Raw genomic sequence first — 17,440 nt, 5'->3', positions numbered from 1 at the left:
AACGCTGTGCGCAAACGTTTGCGCGAAGCGAAGTGTGCCTCAATGCGCCATTGGAGTGCAAGCGATTCTGTATGTGCAGTGCAGCAAAATTGCCACTTCCCCAAGAAAAAACCCGGCGCGTGGCCGGGTTTCGAAGAACAGCTACAGCGTTGCCTTGTCGGCTGGCTATTTATCTGCGACCGCGTGCCGGTGCACCGCCCTTGGCTGGCGGCTTGCCACGAGCCATCGGCGCCGCAGCGGCCGGCTTGGTTTTCGTCTTGATGGTCGACAGAATCGATGGCCGTACTTTTGATTCGGCCGCCGACGCTTTGGGCGCCGCTGCCGTGCCGCCCAGGGCAATGCGGCTCTTGCCGGGTGCGACCTTGAACTTGTCGGGCGTGCCGGCGCCGTGCGTCTGGCGGCTGCGTTCGCCTGCGGCCAGGCCGCCCGCTTCGGACGAAGTCCAGGCCGGGATCAGATGCTTGTCGCCATTGCCGATCAGGTCGCCACGGCCCATGCTGACCAGCGCTTCGCGCAGGATCGGCCAGTTGGCCGGGTCCTGGTAGCGCAGGAAAGCCTTGTGCGTGCGGCGGATCTTGCCGCTGCGCGCCGTTTCCACCACTTCCGAATCAGCGGTCACCTTGCGCAAGGGATTCTTGCGCGTGTGATACATGGTGGTGGCCATCGCCATCGGTGTCGGCATGAAGGTCTGCACCTGGTCGAGCTTGAAGTTGTTTTTCTTCAGCCACAGCGCCAGATTCAGCATGTCCAGGTCGGTGGTACCGGGATGCGCGGCGATAAAGTAGGGAATCAGGTATTGCTTCTTGCCCGCCTCGAGCGAGAAGCGGTCGAACATTTCCTTGAATTCATCATACGCGCCGATGCCGGGCTTCATCATCTTCGACAAGGTGCCCTCTTCCGTATGCTCGGGCGCGATTTTCAGCAGGCCGCCGACGTGGTGGGTCACCAGTTCCTTCACGTATTCGGGCGAGCGCACGGCCAGGTCGTAGCGCAGGCCCGAGCTGATCAGGACCTTCTTGATGCCGGGAATCGCGCGCGCCTTGCGGTACAGCGAAATCAACTTGCTGTGGTCGGTACCGAGGTTGACGCAGATCGACGGATACACGCACGACAGGCGGCGGCACGATATTTCGATCTCTTTTTCCTTGCAGGCCAGCCGGTACATATTGGCGGTCGGGCCGCCCATATCGGAAATGGTGCCTGTAAAGCCTTTGGTTTTATCGCGGATATGCTCGATTTCGCGCAGGATAGACGGCTCCGAACGGCTCTGGATAATCCGGCCTTCGTGTTCGGTAATCGAGCAGAAGGTGCAGCCGCCAAAACAGCCGCGCATGATGTTGACGGAAAAACGGATCATTTCCCAGGCCGGGATATGCGCCTTGCCATAGCTTGGGTGCGGCGCGCGCGCGTAGTTCATGTCATACACGCCGTCCATTTCGTCCATCGCCAGCGGCAGCGGCGGCGGATTGAGCCACACGTCGCGTTCGCCATGCGCCTGCACCATGGCGCGTGCATTGCCGGGGTTCGATTCCAGGTGGAACACGCGCGAGGCGTGCGCATACATCACCGGGTCGTCCTTGACCACGTCATACGCGGGCAGGCGCACCACGGTTTTGTCGTGCTTTTCCTTGGCCATCGCCAGCCGTTCTTCGCGGCTCATGATGCGGATCGGCTTGATCACTTCGGCAGACTTCGACGCGTTCTCGGTGGCGCAGGCGGTCTTGTCTTCCTGCATCATTTCGTACGGGCTGTAATGCGGATCGATCTTGCCCGGCACGTCGACGCGGGTGGAATTGTGCACGCCCCAGTCGTCGCCGGGCAGCCAGCCGGCCGGTACCATGAAGGCGGTGCCGCGCAGGTCGCGGATATCCTTGATCGATTCGCCTGCAGCCAGGCGGTGCGTCAGGTCGACCAGCGCACGCTCGGCGTTGCCGAAAATCAAGAGATCGGCTTTGGAGTCGGGCAGCACGGAACGGCGCACTTTGTCCGACCAGTAATCATAGTGGGCGATGCGGCGCAGGGACGCTTCGATGCTGCCGATCACCACCGGCACGTCCGGATAGGCTTCGCGCGCACGCTGGGCGTAGACGGTAACGGCGCGGTCCGGGCGCTTGTTCGGTTCGGCGTTGGGCGTATAGGCGTCGTCGGAGCGGATCTTGCGGTCGGCCGTGTACTGGTTGACCATGGAATCCATATTGCCGGCGGTCACGCCGTAGTACAGGCGCGGCTTGCCGAGCACGCGGAAGGCGTCGGCCGACAGCCAGTCGGGCTGGCTGATAATGCCGACCCGATAGCCTTGCGCTTCGAGCAGGCGGCCAACCAGGGCCATGCCGAAACTCGGATGGTCGATATAGGCGTCGCCAGTGACTAAAATCACGTCGCACTGGTCCCAGCCCAGCGCATCCATCTCGGCGCGCGACATGGGCAGGAAAGGCGCTACGGCAGCGCGGGCAGACCGCTTGGGTACGGTCGCAAATAAATTGGCAGGGGAGTTCATTGCCCGGATTGTACCGGAATTGGCCATTTCAAACCTGACAGCCTGTCGTTGACTGTTGGATTCTGGTGCAAAAAACGTTTATATTTCAATCACTTGGGGGCAATGCGCCCCAGTGGGGCGCATTGCGATAGCGAAGCGACAGACCGCCTTTAAATCCCCATATTGGCGAGAATTTCACCAAGTTCGCGCAGCGCCGGCTCCAGTTTCGGATGCTTGACAGCAAACTGGGCCGACAATTCCTGGCTGCGCTCGGCCAAGCCATAGGTGGTCGATTCTTCTTCCTGCGACTCCTGGGCTTCCAGCGCGGCGCGCTTTTCCAGCAGCAGATGGATGTCGCCATCGAGCTTTTGCAGCAAACCTTGCAACTCTTCATCGACGGGGCCGCTGGACTCCAGGTTCGAGCGCAGCTGTTGTAACGATTCCTTGAGTTTGGTTTCCATGTTTTTTCCTGTCAGTCAGTAAATTGCGTGTCCAGGTACAGTTGTTCCACCTTGCTCCTGGCCCACGGGGTCTTGCGTAAAAACTTCAGGCTCGACTTGATGCTCGGCTCGCTGATAAAGCAATTGATGTCGATGCGCTTGCCCAAACCATCCCAACCGTAATGGGCTTGCAGTCGCGTCACGATCGCTTCCAACGTGACGCCATTCAAATCTTGCTGATTCATTTTGTTCTTTCAACTACGTGTCTTGATATCTTACTCAATTCTACGCTGCGCGCACATGACGCTTGCATTGTTCGCTCAGGAACAATGCAAGCGCAGGCGCAGACTTACTGCGTTTTCAGGCCACGGCGTTCCAGCAGCGGCTCGACGGTAGCATCACGGCCACGGAAATCGCGGAACAGCTGCAGCGCGTCAACGCTGCCGCCGCGCGACAGCAATTTGCTGCGGAACCAGTCGCCGTTCTTGCGTGTCAGGCCGCCATTTTCCTTGAACCAGTTGACCGATTCGGCATCGAGTTTTTCCGACCACAGATAGGCGTAATAGGCGGCAGAATAGCCGCCCGAGAAACTGTGCGAAAAGTAGCTGGTGCGGTAGCGCGGCGGCACCGGCGCGTAGTCGACGCCGGCCTCTTTCAGCGACGCCGCTTCAAACGCCAGCACGTCGGTCGGGATCTGGTTCGGCGCCAGCTGGTGCCAGCGCTGGTCCAGCAAGGCCGCCGACAGATATTCCGTGGTCATGAAACCCTGGTTGAATTTTTTCGCCGCCATCACTTTGTCCAGCAGCTCCTGCGGCATGGCCGCACCGCTCTGGTAATGCTTCGCATAGTTCTGCAGCACTTCCGGCCAGACGGCCCACATTTCGTTGACCTGCGAAGGGTATTCGACAAAGTCGCTCGGCACGCTGGTGCCCGAGAAGCGCGGATATTTCACGTTCGAAAACATGCCGTGCAGCGCATGGCCGAATTCGTGGAACATGGTGGTCACTTCGTCGAACGTCAGCAGGGTCGGCTGGCCGGCTGGCGGCTTCGGAATGTTGAGCTGATTGGCCACTACGGGATGGGTGCCCATCAGACCGGACTGCGACACATATTCATTCATCCAGGCGCCGCCGTGCTTGTTGCCGCGTGCATAGAAGTCGGCGATAAACAGCGCCAGCGGCTTGCCGTTGGCGTCGATCACGTCGTACACGCGCACGTCCGGGTTGTATACCGGCAAGTCTTTACGTTCCTTGAAGCTGATGCCGTACAGTTTATTGGCTGCAAAAAACACGCCGTTGTTCAGCACGCTATTGAGTTCCAGGTAGGGCTTCAGCTGGTTCTCGTCAAAATTGAAACGCTGGTTGCGCAGCTTGTCGGTGTAGATGGCCCAGTCGGCGGCGGCCACCTGGAAACCGCCTTTTTCCGCGTCGACCACGCCCTGCAAATCGGCCGCTTCGCGGCGCGCATTGGCCACCGCCGGTTTCGCCAGTTCCGACAGCAAGGTGTTCACCGCCGTGGTGGTTTTCGCCGTCTGGTCTTCCAGCGCATAGGCCGCGTAGTTCGGGTAGCCAAGCAAGGTGGCGCGTTCGGCGCGCAGCTTGGCCAGTTTCAGCACGATGGCGCGGTTGTCGAATTCGCCGCCCTGGCTGCCACGATTCAATGACGCATCCATCAAACGCTGGCGCGTGGCGCGGTTGGTCAGCACTGCCAGTGGCGGCTGGCCACTGGTATTGACCAGGGCAATGACGAACTTGCCGTCCAGGCCGCGCTCCTTGGCGGCGGCAGCGGCCGTGTCGATATCGCTGTCGGTCATGCCGGCCAGCTCTTCGCGCGTGTTCACCACCAGGCCCTTGGCGTTGGTTTCCTTCAGCACGTTTTGTGCAAAGGCCGTTTCCAGGCCGGCCTGTTCGGCATTGAAGGCCTTCAGTTTTTCCTTGTCGGCATCCGACAGTTTGGCGCCGGCGCGCACGAAATCGGTGTGGTAGCGGTCCAGCAGGCGCAGCGATTCGGCATCCAGGCCCAGCTGGTCACGCTTGGCGTACAGGGTGTCGATGCGGGTAAACAGTTTCGGATTGAGGCTGATGGCGTCGGCGTGGGCGGCCAGCTTGGGCGAGATGTCGGTTTCCACCGCTTCCAGCGCGGGGTTGGTATTGGTCGAAGTCATGTTGCTGAAAATGCTCTGCACGCGGTGCAGCAGCTGGCCGGTACGCTCAAGCGCGACGATGGTGTTTTCAAACGTCGGCGCCTGGCGGTTGTTGGCGATCGCATTGACTTCGGCCAGCTGGCGCTTCATGCCTTCGGCAAACGCCGGTGCATAGTGCGCGTCCTTGATCAGGCCGAACTGCGGCATCTGGAATGGCAAGGGACTGGCTTTGAGCAGCGGGTTTTGCGCGCTGATGGCGACGGGCGCCTTGGCAGGCGCTGCGGCGGGCGCATTGGCGGGCGCTGCAGCGGCGGCCATGGCTTGTGGGGCGGCGTGGGCCAGCATGACGCTGGCGGCGATGACGAGCAGTTGTGGACGGATCATGACATCTTTCAAGGTGCAGGGAAGAACCGCGAGCATGTCGCGGACCAGTGGCAAATCATAGCAGGGTGATCTGCCAGCGTGGCGCAGCAGGCCGAATGCGCGGTTTACCACGGCGCCGGTTTTGATTGACCAAATAAAAATGGCCGCCAATACGCGGCGGCCATTTTTAGCTTAGTGAGCTTATTTGCCGCTCAAGCCACGGCGCTCCAGCAGCGGCTCGATTTTCGCATCACGGCCACGGAAATCGCGATAGATCTGCAGCGCATCGGCGCTGCCGCCGCGCGACAGCAGTTTGCTGCGGAACCAGTCGCCGTTCTTGCGCGTCAGGCCGCCGTTTTCCTTGAACCATTCGACGGTGTCGGCGTCCAGCTTTTCCGACCACAGGTAGGCGTAGTAGCCGGCCGAATAGCCGCCCGCAAACGCGTGCGAGAAATACGTGGTGCGGTAGCGCGGCGGCGCTGGTGCAAAATCGATACCGGCCTCAAGCAGTGCGGTTTTTTCAAACGCCAGCACGTCGGTCGGGATCTGGGCCGGGGTCAGTTGGTGCCAGCGCTGGTCGAGCAGGGCCGAGGCCAGGTATTCGGTGGTTTTGTAGCCCTGGTTGAAATTGTCGGCAGCCTTCACTTTCGCCAGCAGTTCGGCGGGAATCGCCACGCCGGTCTGGTAGTGCCTGGCATAGTTCTGCAGCACTTCCGGCCACAGCGCCCACATTTCATTGACCTGCGACGGGTATTCGACAAAGTCGCGCGGCACGCTGGTGCCCGAGAAGCGCGGATATTTCACGTTCGAGAACATGCCGTGCAGCGCATGGCCGAATTCGTGGAACATGGTGGTCACTTCGTCGAACGTCATCAGGGTCGGCTGGCCCGCTTCCGGCTTCGGAATGTTCAGGTTGTTGGCGATCACGGGCTGGTTGCCCAGCAGGGCCGACTGGCTGACATAGGCATTGGCCCAGGCACCGCCGCGCTTGTTGCTGCGCGCGTAAGGGTCGAGCGTGAAGATGGCCAGTTGCTTGCCGTCTTCGTTGAACACGTCGAACACCAGCATGTCGGCGTTGTACACCGGCAGGTCGGTGCGCTGCTTGAAGGTGAGGCCGTACAGCTTGCCGGCGGCAAAGAACACGCCCTTGGTCAGCACGCTGTTCATTTCAAAATAAGGCTTGAGCTGGTTCTGGTCGAAGTTGTAGCGTTCGGCGCGCACCTTGTCGCTGTAATAGGCCCAGTCGCTGGCGGCGACCTTGAAGCCGCCTTTTTCCGCGTCGATCACTTTCTGGATATCGTCCGCTTCGCGGCGCGCGTTGACCACTGCCGGCTTGGCCAGTTCACCCAGCAGCGCATTGACGGCGGTGGTGGTCTTGGCGGTCTGGTCTTCCAGCGAATAGGCCGCGTAGTTCGGGTAGCCCATCAGCGCGGCGCGTTCGGCGCGCAGCTTGGCCAGGTCCAGCACCACCTGGCGGTTGTCGAATTCGCCGCCATGGCTGCCACGCGCCTGCGAGGCGGCCATGATGCGTTCGCGCAGTGCGCGGTTGGTCAGTTGCGACAACGGCGCCTGGCCGGTGGTGTTGACCAGCGCAATCACGTACTTGCCGTCCAGGCCGCGTTTTTTGGCCAGGCCGGCGGCCACTTCAATCGCCGCCGGCGACAGTCCGTCGAGCTCTGCGCGCGTATCGACCACCACCGCCGAGGCATTGAGTTCCTTCAGCACGTTCTGCGCAAACGTGGTCGACAGGGCAGCGAGCTGGCCGTTGTAGGTTTTCAATTTGTCTTTGTCGGCCGCCGACAGCTTGGCGCCGGCGCGCACGAAATCGGTGTGGTAGCGTTCCAGCAAGCGTTTGGATTCGGCATCGAGACCCGGCTTGTCGCGCTTGGCGTACAAGGTGTTGATGCGCTGGTAGAGCTTGCCGTTGAGCATGATCGCGTCGCTATGGGCCGCCATTTTTGGCGCCAGCTCGCGCTCCAGTGCCTGGATGGTCTCATTCGTGTTCGAGCCCGACATCACCGAAAACACGGTGCGCACGCGGCCCAGCAGCTGGCCGGCGCGTTCCATGGCGACGATGGTGTTGTCGAAGGTGGCCGCTTTCGGATTGTTGGCAATCGCGTTGATCTCCGCCAGGTGCTCGGCCATGCCGGCCGTAAAGGCAGGCGCGTAATCGGCGTCCTGTATCTTGTCGAACGGAGGATAGTGGAATGGCAGGCTGCTGGCCTGGGCAAACGGATTGCTGGCAGGCAGGGAGGCAGCCACGGTAGTGGCAGCGGCAGCAGGCGCCTTGGTCGCGGCAAAAGCGGCTGGCGCCAGCATCAGGCTGGCGGCGATGACGAGCAGTGTTGGACGGGTCATGACATCTTTCAAAGTACGCAAGAGAACCGCGATTGTGTCGCGGACCAGCCTGAAATAATAACAGCCTGACAAACTTGCGTCACCCGCAACGACTGCAGGTATCACGTCATACAGTAATGATTAGTAATGCGGCGGGCGCTCGTTGACCTGGCCGCCGTTGGCCTGCTGCGCGCCTTCGCGCACGTGTTCGCCCAGCTTGTGCAGCATCGCTTCCAACTGGTCGATGCGGCGGCCCTGCTGGTACACCATCTGGTTCAGCGACTCGACCAGGTCTTCCTGCTGCGCCAGCTTGATTTCGATATCGACGAAACGGCTTTCCATCTGTTCATTGTCCATAGTGCTCACGGTAACTCCTGGCATCAAACACGCATTTTACCCTCCAGCCTCGCGATCCACCGCAAACAAGCTGCGGTCATGACCACGCAATGCAGATTGCGTCGCTATCCTTGAGATTGCATGAAACTCCTTGACGAATGAGAACAAACGATTACAATGGATACGTCTACTGATCTTCAACCATGTTTGATCGAGACCTTCAAGACGGCGCAATATCGCCGCTGGGAAGACAAGCTGCATGATGTCGCGACGGCGGCCATCGATGCGCGCATCAAGAATCTGCAGCACGGTAAAAAAGGCGACTGGCGCGCGGTAGGCGACGGCGTCTGTGAGCTGCGCTTTTTGCAGACAGGACCGGGCTGGCGCGTGTATTTTCATGAAACCAATCTGGGCGCGTTGATATTGTTGCTGCTCGGCGGCGACAAGGCCAGCCAACAACGCGATATCGACAAGGCGAAAAAGATCCTCGCCGAATTGAAAGCCACGCAGGCAGCGATCCGCAAGCAGAAACAGGCTGCCATCAACGACAAGCAAGGACGAAAAAAATGAACCGTGACCACGACAGCTTCGACCTCGATGATCTGGAGGCGCTGGGCCTGAGCCGTTTCGACCCAACCCAGCATCTGACCAGTCCGGACGCCATCGCCGCCTATATGAGCGAAATCATTGCCACCGGCAATGCCGAGCTGTTCCAGGCGGCCATGAACGACGTGGTACGCGCGCATGGCATGGGCAAGGTGGCGGCAAGGGCCGACATTACGCGTGAAGGCGCGTATAAAGCCTTGCGCGAAGGCAGCAAGCCGCGCTTTGACACCATCCTGAAAATGCTCGACGCGCTGGGCATGCAGTTTGCCATCGTGCCCAAGCTGACATCGGACGCTGGCTGACTTCAGGTCTTGGGGGTTGCCAGCAGCGCCTTCATGCGCGCCAGCCGTTCTTTGGGTGAAATCACTTCCGACTCGGTCGGCACGGCGTCGCCCACGTCGAGTTCCATTTCCTTGATAAAACGAGACACGTCGCAATGCACCTGCTCGCCGGCCCGCTTGCGCTTCTTGCACCAGGTAATGTGCAAGGTGCGCTGGGCGCGTGTAATGCCCACATACATCAGGCGGCGTTCTTCCTGGATACGCGCCGCCATGGTTTCGGCCGGCGCGTCGGCGTCGCCCTTGTGCGGCAAGATGCCCTCTTCCACGCCGACCAGGAAGACGTGCGGAAACTCCAGCCCTTTCGATGCATGCAGGGTCGACATGCGCACCGCATCCTGCTCTTCGTCCTTGCCCTCGAGCATGGTCATCAGGGCCACCATCTGCGTCAGTTCCAGCACGTTTTTTTCTTCGCCATCGCGGTCCTTGCCGCCCCGGCCCCGCTCCTTGAGCCAGTTGACGAATTCCAGCACGTTCTGCCACTTGCTTTGCGCCTGCCGCTCTTCGAAAGCGTCGTACAGGTAGGACTCGTAATGAATTTCCTTCATCATGTCGTCCAGCACTTCGGCCGCCGCATCGCCGCTGCCGGCTGCACCAGGGCGGCTGGCGCGCGACTCAAGATCATTGATGAAGTTGCAGAAGTCGCGCAGCGGCCCCAACTGGCGGTCGGTCAGCTTGGCTTCGATGCCGCCCTTGAACACCGCCTGGAACAGCGAACACTGCCACTGGCCCGAGAACGCGCCCAGCACCTCCAGCGTCGATTGCCCCACGCCACGGCGCGGCGTGGTGACGGCGCGGATAAACGCCGGATCGTCGTCTTCGTTGGCCAGCAGGCGCAGATAGCTGATGATGTCTTTGATCTCGGCCTTGTCGAAGAAACTCTGGCCGCCGGAAATCGTGTACGGGATGCGCTCCTTGCGCAGGCACTGCTCGATAATGCGCGCCTGGTGGTTGCCACGGTACAAAATGGCGTAATCGGAAAACTTGTTCTTGCGCTCGAAATGGTCGGCCGAGATCATGATGGCCACCTGTTCCGCCTCCTGCTCGTCGGTCTGCATGCCCAGCACCTTGATCGGCTCGCCCAGGCCGTGTTCGGACCACAGCGATTTTTCAAACAGTTTCGGGTTGTTGCCGATCACGGCATTGGCCGCATTCAGGATGCGCATGGTGGAGCGGTAATTCTGTTCCAGCTTGATCACGCGCAGGTCGGGGAAATCTGTTTCCAGGGTTTTCAGGTTTTCCACGGTGGCGCCGCGCCAGGCATAAATCGCTTGGTCGTCGTCGCCCACGGCGGTAAACATCGGCTTTTTGCCGATGCCCGTCACCATCAGTTTCACCAGTTCGTACTGGCAGGTATTGGTATCCTGGTACTCGTCGACCAGCAGGTAGCGCAGGCGGCGCTGCCATTTGTCGCGCACGGCGTCGTTGTTGCGGAACAATTCGACGGGAAGACGGATCAGATCGTCGAAATCGACCGCCTGGTAGGCTGACAAGGTAGCCACATAGCTGCGGTAGATGCGCGCCGCGTTGGCGTCGTCCTCATCCTTGGCTTGCGCCAGCGCCGTGTCGGGGTCGATCAGGCCGTTTTTCCACAGCGACATGGCGGTCTGGATCTGGCGGATGATCTGTTTGTCGGTGGTTATGGCCAGGTCTTGTACCAGCGAAAAACAGTCGTCGCTGTCCATGATGGAAAAGCGGTCTTTCAGCCCCACGCCATTGGCTTCCTGGCGCAAGATCTTCACGCCCAGCGAATGGAAGGTCGATACCGTCAGCTGCTTGGCCTGACGCGGCTGCTTCAACAGCTTGGCGATGCGCTCCTGCATTTCCAGCGCCGCCTTGTTGGTAAAAGTCAGGGCGGCGATGGTGCGCGGGTCGTAGCCGCGGTCTTCGATCAGGTGGGCAATCTTTTGCGTGATCACGCGCGTCTTGCCCGAGCCAGCGCCGGCCAGCACCAGGCAGGGGCCGTCGAGATAGGTGACGGCTTCGCTTTGGGGAGCGTTCAGGCCGAATTGTGGTGCTTTGGACATCAGGGTATTTCCGCAGGGAACAGCAGTCCATTGTAACAGCGTCGTGTACGCCGATTGCACGCACCGGGTCTTGATAAATGCCGTCCGGGCGCCATCTTGGCAGACTGAATCTACGCCGCACAACCCGGCCTGGAGTACCATCCCGGCTATTATTCCAGCTATCACTCCGGCCTTGCGCCCCAACCTCTTGAATGGCCGCCCCATGAAATTTGAACATCTGATTGAAATCAACGATCCCCTCAACCCGCTGATCGATACCTTGACGGTCGAACAGGTCTGGCGTGGCCTGGTATTGCGCGCCGAGTCGCCCAAGCTGTTCGTGCCGCACCTGGACGAGTGCGAGATCAGCGAGCGCACCGACAACGGTTTTTCACGCCGCCTGCGCTATGGCGAACTGGTGATCGAAGACAAGGTCGTGCTGCTGCCGCAATTACAGGTGCGCTATGCAGTGGCGGCGCAAAAGGATATCAGCGCCTCCTCGCTGGTGATGACCATCGAAATGCCGGATGAACACAGCCTGTGGGTGCGTTTCCAGTATGACGACGGCAATGACGCGGCCACCGATGCGGCCAACGCCATGTACGACGACTTCCGCCGCTCGGCCTACCAGGAGTCCGATATCGACACCATCCGCATACTGCGCGAGCTGGCGGCCGAGGGTCGCCTCGACGCCGGCCTTCTGAATTAACATCTGACCAAACCTACTGCGCGTCGCGCTTTGCGGCCTGTGATGCTCACTGTGCTCCAGCACAGCTGCGCTTCTCGGCAACAAATCACTGCCGCTCGCTACGGTTTTGTCAGGTGTTATAAACCATCTGAAGCTCAAGTACCGGGCGTGCAGTCGACGCAGTCCGGCACATCGCCCGGGCCTTTTTGCAGGTGCAGCGCCAGTTCGCGCAAGGCCGTGCGCACGCCCTCTTCGATCACCGGATGGTAGAACGGCATGTCGAGCATGGCGTGCACCGTCAGCTGCGCCTGGCAAGCCCAGGCCAGCAAATGGCCCAGGTGCTCGGCGCGCGGGGCTATCATCTCGGCGCCCAGGAAACGCTGGCTGCCGAACTCGGCATACACACGCAGCATGCCTTTGTTTTGCAGCATCACCCGGCTGCGGCCCTGGTTGCCGAATGACACGGCGCCAACGGCAAAACGGCCCACATGGCTGATGCACAGCTGCTGGTAGGTGGCGCCGACGGTGGCAATCTGCGGTTCGGTGAATGCCACGCCCAGCGGCGTGCGGCGCAGGCCCGGCTGCACATCGGGAAAACGCGCCGCATTGTCGCCGGCGATACGGCCCTGGTCGGCCGCCTCGGGCAGCAGCGGCAGTTCGTCGCTGGCGTCGCCGGCGATAAAGATGCTGCTCTTGCCGCACTGCATGGTGTGCTTGTCGTACAAGGGCACGCCATGGCGGTCGAGTTCGATCTGCGCCGTTTCCAGGCCGATACCGTGCACATTCGGGCTGCGGCCAATGGCGGCCAGCACATACTCGAACTGCTCGGTTTTTTCCTTCCCTTCGCCATCGCGGCTGGTCAGCAGCAGGCCCAGTCCATCGTCGGTTTTTGCGATATGCGCGACGCTGGTCTGGAAGCGGATATCGAATTGCCCGGCCAGCACTTTGCCGGCCTCTGCCAGCACCAGCGGATCGGTCAGCTGCGCCACTCTGGCGCCACGTGCAAACAGGGTCACGCGTACGCCCAGGCGGGCCAGCGCCTGCCCCAGTTCCAGGCCGATCACGCCGGCGCCGACCACCGCCAGCGAGCGCGGCAGGTCGGTCCAGCCAAACACGGCATCGCTGGTGATCACGCGCTCGCCGGCCGCCTTCCATTCCGGCGGCACGATGGGCGAAGAACCGGTGGCGATCACCACGCTCGCCGCTTCGACGATGGTGTGTTCATCGACCTGCAGCTTGCCGGGGGCGATAAAGCGGGCGTGGCCGCGCAATTTTTCTTCATCGGCAATCGCATCGACGCCTTCGAGCACGAAGCCGACAAAGCGGTCGCGCTCGCTGCGCACGCGCGCCATCACTTGCTGGCCGTCGATCCGCAGCGCGCCCGGATGCACGCCGAACGCGGGCGCGGCCGTTACAGCGTGGGCCGCTTCGGCGGCCGAGATCAGCAGTTTGCTGGGCATGCAGCCGACCCGCGCACAAGTGGTGCCATAAGGGCCGCTTTCCATCATCAGCACGCGCTTGCCGTGCAGGCGCGCCGCCTTGTGCGCCGTCAGGCCGGCCGTGCCGCTGCCGATCACGGCCACATCCACCTTGATAGTCTTGATATTGTTGTTCATTATTGCCGCCACAGAGGTCATTCGATGAGCATGCATACTACTCTGTTGGCATGAAAAAGGTTTTACCAAGCGGCAATTCGTATATACGCCGTTTACCAAATTGCTGTCCGAGCAGATCGTGCGCCCGGCGCGGGCCTGGCTGCATTGATCAGATATCGAGCGGATCGACTTCCAGCGACCATTTCACGCGCGTCTTCATGGCGCGCAGCTCGGCCAGCCATTCCTTCAGAAAGGCCTGCAACGCGGGCCGCGACGCCGATTCGAGCAGCAGCTGGGCGCGGTCGACGTTGTAGACACGCGTCATGCTCATCGGAATCGGATCGTTGATGGTAATCGCCGGATGCGCCAGGCAATCCTTGGCCGCCTGCAAGAACTCGATGGCGCTCGCCAGTTCCGGCGCTTCGGCACGCAGCAGCGCCTGGAACAGGTACGGCGGCAACGCCGCATGGGCCCGCTCTTCCAGCAAGGTGGTGGCGAAATGGTCGTAATCATGGTTGACCACCGCGTCGTACAGCGGATGGCGCGCATAGCGGGTCTGGATCAGCACCTCGGAGACGCTGCCGCCCTCGGTCTGCGCGGCCCGTCCCGCCCTGCCCGCCACCTGCATCAGCTGCGCGAACAGGCGCTCGCTGGCGCGATAGTCCTGCGAAAACAGCGCCGTGTCGGGATTCAAGATACCGACCAGGGTCAGCTTTTTGAAATCGTGGCCCTTGGCCACCATCTGCGTGCCGATCAGGATATCGACCTCGCCGCGGTGCACGGTATCGAACGCTTCCTGCGCGCTACCTTTCTTGCGCGTGGAATCGGCATCGATCCGTAAAATGCGCGCTTCGGGAAACAGTTGCTGCAAGCCCTCTTCGACGCGCTGCGTGCCACGCCCCAGCGGTTGCAGGTCGACATTGCCGCAAGTGGGGCAATGGCGCGGAATGCGCAGTTCCAGGCTGCAATGGTGGCAGCGCAGCCGGTGTTCGGGCTTGTGCAGCACCATGAACGAGGTGCAACGGGTGCAATTGCTGATCCAGCCGCACGATTCGCAGCAGATCACGGGCGAATAGCCGCGCCGGTTCAGGAACAGCAGCGACTGCTCGCCGCGCTCCATGCGCAGTTTCAGGGCCGCCACCAGGTGCGAGGTCAGGCCGTCCTTCGGCTTGTCGCGTTCCATGTCGAGCAGCTTGACACGCGGCAGCACGGCATTTTTGACGGCCCGCTCGCGCAATTCGAGCTTGCGGTAGCGTCCCGTCTGCGCGTGGTGCCAGCTTTCCAGCGACGGCGTGGCCGAACCGAGCACGATGGGGATCTGCAGCTGCCAGGCGCGCCACACGGCCAGGTCGCGCGCCGAATAGCGCAAGCCTTCCTGCTGCTTGTAGGAAGGATCGTGCTCCTCGTCGATAACAATCAATTTCAAATTAGGCAACGATGCCAGGATGGCCAGCCGCGTGCCCAGCACGATGCGCGCCTGGCCCTGGTGGGCGGCAAGCCAGTGCAGCATGCGCTCGCCTTCGGACAGGCTGCTGTGCAAGGTAGCCAGCATGACGCCGGGAAAGCGCGCGCGGATATTGCCTTCCAGCTGGGGCGTGAGGTTGATCTCCGGCACCAGGATCAGGATCTGCGCCGCCTCCTCGCGCGCCAGCACCTGGGCGCAGGCCTGCAGATAGACTTCGGTCTTGCCGCTGCCCGTCACGCCGTACAGCAGGGTCGGTTTGAAACCTTGCGCGCCACCGATGGCATCGGCCGCTTCCTGCTGGGCAGGGTTGAGCGGCGGCATGTTCAGCGGCCTGCCGTCATGCGCATCGTTCAGCTTGGCCAGCTTCTTGATGGCGCGGTCGAGCGCCACGGTAGTCAGCACCCGCAGGTTTTTTGGCAGCCCCGGCAGCGCCACTTCACCGAGCGGACGCTGGTAGTAGTCGGCGGCAAACGCGGCCAGCGCCAGCCATTGCGCCGACAGCGGCGTGAGCTGGCTGCGCACGGCCAGCACATCTTTCATTTTCGCATCGGGTACCTCGGTGCTGCCGGCCACGCCGACGATCAGGCCCATCACTTCGCGCCGGCCGAACGGCACCAGCGCCAGTTGCCCGATCTGCGGCAGGGGCGCGTCGTCGCTGCTCCAGCGATAGTCGAACAGGACGTTGAGAGGGGTATCGAGCGCGATTTTCAGGATGCACTGCGCCATGGGTCTTGCCTATTCCAGGTTGATAACAATGCGGTGGGCGCACGGCCGGCCATGATACTTGGTCTGGCCGGTAAAGCAGGCCAAGCCTGAAGATAATTCTGTGGATAACTTTGTGGACAAAGAAAAATTAACTTTCCAAATTTCCATTGCATACAATGCCAATTACCGTCAAGAGCGCACGAAAAATAAATTAAACGTTTAAAATCAATGGCTTAAAAACTTGCAACGGGCATGGCTAAAATGGCAGGCTTTACTCGGCAGCTGTGCATAACTGAGCAATTCGGTTTCTTGTTTCCGGGCATTAAGCGCGGTGTTCATGATATGCATCAAGGCATTTTCGCGATATCGGCGCAAAGTAATACACCAGCGTAACAGCGGCAAGTTGGTGCCAGGCCAGCGCGCTCAAACCATGCTTCTCATGTAAAACCTGCAGATCGCCGCTAAGTCCCGGTAAACAAAATACTTTTCATTTTTATCCACAGAATCTGTTGATAACTTTGTGGACAATGAAGGAACAACGGCGCCACCAGGCAGAACAACCTTGCCAGATACTGCAAGATAGTCCATCAAAGCTGTTTTTTATCCCTTAAAAATCAACCACTTGCAATACTCTCCCGGGCATGCATGCGCGAGTGCCTTTTATTTCCGCAGCAAAAAAAATTGTGCATAAGTCGGCTTTCCAGCTGCCGTCGCGCACGTGAAAAAGGCAGGCTTCCTGTGGAAAACCTGCCTTTGCAGTGCCTGCGGGCGATCTTACTGGCCGCTACGCATGGCGCGGCTCTGGCTGTGCACGGCTTCCACCATGGCTTCCACCGATTCTGGCGGGGTGAACTGGGAAATGCCATGGCCAAGGTTGAATACGTGGCCGGTGCCTTCGGACGGCGCACCAAAGGCATTGAGGACCTTGGCCACTTCGGCGCGGATCTGGTCCGGGCTGGCAAACAGGATGGCCGGGTCCAGATTGCCCTGCAGGCCGACTTTATGGCCCACCAGCTGGCGCGCGCGCGTCAGGTTGACGGTCCAGTCCAGGCCGACGGCGTCGGCGCCGATATCGGCGATCTGCTCTATCCATTGGCCGCCGCCCTTGGTAAACACGATGGCGGGAATCTTCACGCCATCCTTGTTGCGTTTCAGTTGCGCCACCACCTGCTGCATATAGGCCAGCGAAAACTCCTGGTAGGCGCCATCGGCCAGCGCACCGCCCCAGGAATCGAAAATCATGACCGCTTGCGCGCCGGCATCGATCTGCGCGTTCAGGTATTGCGCCACCGAGGTGGCGTTGATCGCCAGGATGTGGTGCATCAGCTCGGGGCGGTTGTACAGCATTTTCTTGATGGTATGGAATTCCTTCGAGCCGCCGCCCTCCACCATGTAGCACGCCAGGGTCCACGGGCTGCCGGAAAAGCCGATCAGCGGCACCCGGCCATTGAGTTCGGTACGGATCTGCGTGACAGCCTTGAAGACGTAGTCGAGCGACTCCAGGTCCGGTACTTGCAAGGCCATCACGTCCTGCTCGGTGCGCAGCGGACGCTCGAATTTAGGGCCTTCGCCATCGGCGAAATACAGGCCCAGGCCCATCGCGTCGGGCACGGTCAGGATATCGGAAAACAAAATCGCTGCATCGAGTGGAAAACGCGCCAGAGGCTGCAAGGTCACTTCGGTGGCGTAATCGGGATTTTTCGCCAGGCCCAGGAAGGAACCGGCCCGCTCGCGCGTGGCGCGGTATTCAGGCAGGTAGCGGCCGGCCTGGCGCATCAGCCACACTGGCGTATGCTCGGTCGGCTGGCGCAGCAGGGCGCGCAAAAAGGTGTCGTTCTGGAGCGGAGCAAATTGTGGCATGGCAAGCAATCGGGCTGGGAGAAGCGGTATTATCGCATCCAATTGCCGCCACTTCATTGATTCCGGTAACGGTTTGCAGCAT

Annotated in this window: 13 protein-coding genes; 3 read left to right on the top strand and 10 right to left on the bottom strand. The window is 60.8% G+C overall.

Annotation, left to right across the window (positions count from 1 at the left end):
• Positions 1-169: 169 nt before the first annotated feature.
• The 6 genes from ACQ4WM_RS20135 to ACQ4WM_RS20110 all read right to left on the bottom strand — a co-directional run bounded on the left by ACQ4WM_RS20135 (position 170) and on the right by ACQ4WM_RS20110 (position 8,116).
• Positions 170-2,422: a YgiQ family radical SAM protein gene (locus ACQ4WM_RS20135; protein ID WP_436548538.1), complete on the bottom strand. Its 2,253-nt coding sequence runs from the start codon at positions 2,420-2,422 to the stop codon at positions 170-172.
• Positions 2,423-2,646: 224 nt separating this feature from the next.
• Positions 2,647-2,937 (bottom strand): DUF4404 family protein, encoded by a 291-nt coding sequence (locus tag ACQ4WM_RS20130; RefSeq protein ID WP_436548434.1) that lies wholly within the window; start codon positions 2,935-2,937, stop codon positions 2,647-2,649.
• 11 nt (positions 2,938-2,948) lie between these two features.
• Complete coding sequence (locus tag ACQ4WM_RS20125; protein ID WP_436548433.1) at positions 2,949-3,161, bottom strand: VF530 family protein; 213 nt, start codon at positions 3,159-3,161, stop codon at positions 2,949-2,951.
• A gap of 104 nt (positions 3,162-3,265) precedes the next feature.
• Positions 3,266-5,443, bottom strand: coding sequence for a M3 family metallopeptidase (locus ACQ4WM_RS20120; RefSeq protein WP_436548432.1), 2,178 nt, complete (start codon positions 5,441-5,443; stop codon positions 3,266-3,268).
• A 180-nt stretch (positions 5,444-5,623) separates the two neighbouring features.
• On the bottom strand, positions 5,624-7,780 hold the full coding sequence (locus ACQ4WM_RS20115) for a M3 family metallopeptidase (protein WP_436548431.1): 2,157 nt from the start codon (positions 7,778-7,780) through the stop codon (positions 5,624-5,626).
• A 120-nt stretch (positions 7,781-7,900) separates the two neighbouring features.
• Positions 7,901-8,116 (bottom strand): SlyX family protein, encoded by a 216-nt coding sequence (locus ACQ4WM_RS20110; protein ID WP_436548537.1) that lies wholly within the window; start codon positions 8,114-8,116, stop codon positions 7,901-7,903.
• 156 nt (positions 8,117-8,272) lie between these two features.
• Between ACQ4WM_RS20110 and ACQ4WM_RS20105 the strand changes: the two genes are divergently transcribed.
• Entirely contained in the window at positions 8,273-8,665 is a 393-nt protein-coding gene (locus tag ACQ4WM_RS20105) for a type II toxin-antitoxin system RelE/ParE family toxin (RefSeq protein ID WP_436548430.1), read from the top strand.
• The gene (locus ACQ4WM_RS20100; RefSeq protein WP_436548429.1) at positions 8,662-9,003 is read left to right on the top strand and encodes an addiction module antidote protein; all 342 of its coding nucleotides are present in this window, start codon (positions 8,662-8,664) and stop codon (positions 9,001-9,003) included. The genes ACQ4WM_RS20105 and ACQ4WM_RS20100 overlap by 4 nt, the downstream gene beginning before the upstream one ends.
• A gap of 2 nt (positions 9,004-9,005) precedes the next feature.
• On the opposite strand, the gene ACQ4WM_RS20095 is transcribed toward ACQ4WM_RS20100, so the two are convergent.
• Entirely contained in the window at positions 9,006-11,066 is a 2,061-nt protein-coding gene (locus ACQ4WM_RS20095; RefSeq protein WP_436548428.1) for a UvrD-helicase domain-containing protein, read from the bottom strand.
• Positions 11,067-11,268: 202 nt separating this feature from the next.
• Here ACQ4WM_RS20095 and ACQ4WM_RS20090 point away from each other — a divergent pair, with 202 nt between their 5' ends.
• Positions 11,269-11,754 carry an SRPBCC family protein gene (locus tag ACQ4WM_RS20090; RefSeq protein ID WP_436548427.1) on the top strand — a complete coding sequence of 162 codons (486 nt, stop codon included), beginning with the start codon at positions 11,269-11,271 and terminating at the stop codon, positions 11,752-11,754.
• Positions 11,755-11,888: 134 nt separating this feature from the next.
• On the opposite strand, the gene ACQ4WM_RS20085 is transcribed toward ACQ4WM_RS20090, so the two are convergent.
• The 3 genes from ACQ4WM_RS20085 to hemE form a co-directional block, all read right to left on the bottom strand.
• A complete protein-coding gene (locus ACQ4WM_RS20085; RefSeq protein ID WP_436548426.1) occupies positions 11,889-13,349 on the bottom strand; it encodes a dihydrolipoyl dehydrogenase in 1,461 nt (486 codons plus the stop codon).
• Between the two features lie 148 nt (positions 13,350-13,497).
• Entirely contained in the window at positions 13,498-15,519 is a 2,022-nt protein-coding gene (locus ACQ4WM_RS20080) for a primosomal protein N' (RefSeq protein WP_436548425.1), read from the bottom strand.
• A gap of 753 nt (positions 15,520-16,272) precedes the next feature.
• Positions 16,273-17,358, bottom strand: a complete 1,086-nt coding sequence (gene hemE / locus ACQ4WM_RS20075; protein ID WP_436548424.1) for a uroporphyrinogen decarboxylase — start codon at positions 17,356-17,358, stop codon at positions 16,273-16,275.
• Positions 17,359-17,440 lie beyond the last annotated feature (82 nt).

This window comes from Janthinobacterium longum (assembly GCF_051380735.1).
GTDB lineage: Bacteria > Pseudomonadota > Gammaproteobacteria > Burkholderiales > Burkholderiaceae_D > Janthinobacterium.
This window is presented reverse-complemented; position numbering and strand designations above follow the sequence as displayed.

What these genes read in the sequence shown, in the direction of transcription:
- ACQ4WM_RS20135 (WP_436548538.1), bottom strand. Translation starts at nt 2,422, where the DNA reads ATGTCGCGCGCCGAGATGGATGCGCTGGGCTGGGACCAGTGCGACGTG.
- ACQ4WM_RS20090 (WP_436548427.1), top strand. Translation starts at nt 11,269, where the DNA reads ATGAAATTTGAACATCTGATTGAAATCAACGATCCCCTCAACCCGCTG.
- ACQ4WM_RS20110 (WP_436548537.1), bottom strand. Translation starts at nt 8,116, where the DNA reads ATGGACAATGAACAGATGGAAAGCCGTTTCGTCGATATCGAAATCAAG.
- ACQ4WM_RS20085 (WP_436548426.1), bottom strand. Translation starts at nt 13,349, where the DNA reads ATGAACAACAATATCAAGACTATCAAGGTGGATGTGGCCGTGATCGGC.
- ACQ4WM_RS20100 (WP_436548429.1), top strand. Translation starts at nt 8,662, where the DNA reads ATGAACCGTGACCACGACAGCTTCGACCTCGATGATCTGGAGGCGCTG.
- ACQ4WM_RS20125 (WP_436548433.1), bottom strand. Translation starts at nt 3,161, where the DNA reads ATGAATCAGCAAGATTTGAATGGCGTCACGTTGGAAGCGATCGTGACG.
- ACQ4WM_RS20120 (WP_436548432.1), bottom strand. Translation starts at nt 5,443, where the DNA reads ATGATCCGTCCACAACTGCTCGTCATCGCCGCCAGCGTCATGCTGGCC.
- ACQ4WM_RS20115 (WP_436548431.1), bottom strand. Translation starts at nt 7,780, where the DNA reads ATGACCCGTCCAACACTGCTCGTCATCGCCGCCAGCCTGATGCTGGCG.
- ACQ4WM_RS20080 (WP_436548425.1), bottom strand. Translation starts at nt 15,519, where the DNA reads ATGGCGCAGTGCATCCTGAAAATCGCGCTCGATACCCCTCTCAACGTC.
- hemE (WP_436548424.1), bottom strand. Translation starts at nt 17,358, where the DNA reads ATGCCACAATTTGCTCCGCTCCAGAACGACACCTTTTTGCGCGCCCTG.
- ACQ4WM_RS20095 (WP_436548428.1), bottom strand. Translation starts at nt 11,066, where the DNA reads ATGTCCAAAGCACCACAATTCGGCCTGAACGCTCCCCAAAGCGAAGCC.
- ACQ4WM_RS20130 (WP_436548434.1), bottom strand. Translation starts at nt 2,937, where the DNA reads ATGGAAACCAAACTCAAGGAATCGTTACAACAGCTGCGCTCGAACCTG.
- ACQ4WM_RS20105 (WP_436548430.1), top strand. Translation starts at nt 8,273, where the DNA reads ATGGATACGTCTACTGATCTTCAACCATGTTTGATCGAGACCTTCAAG.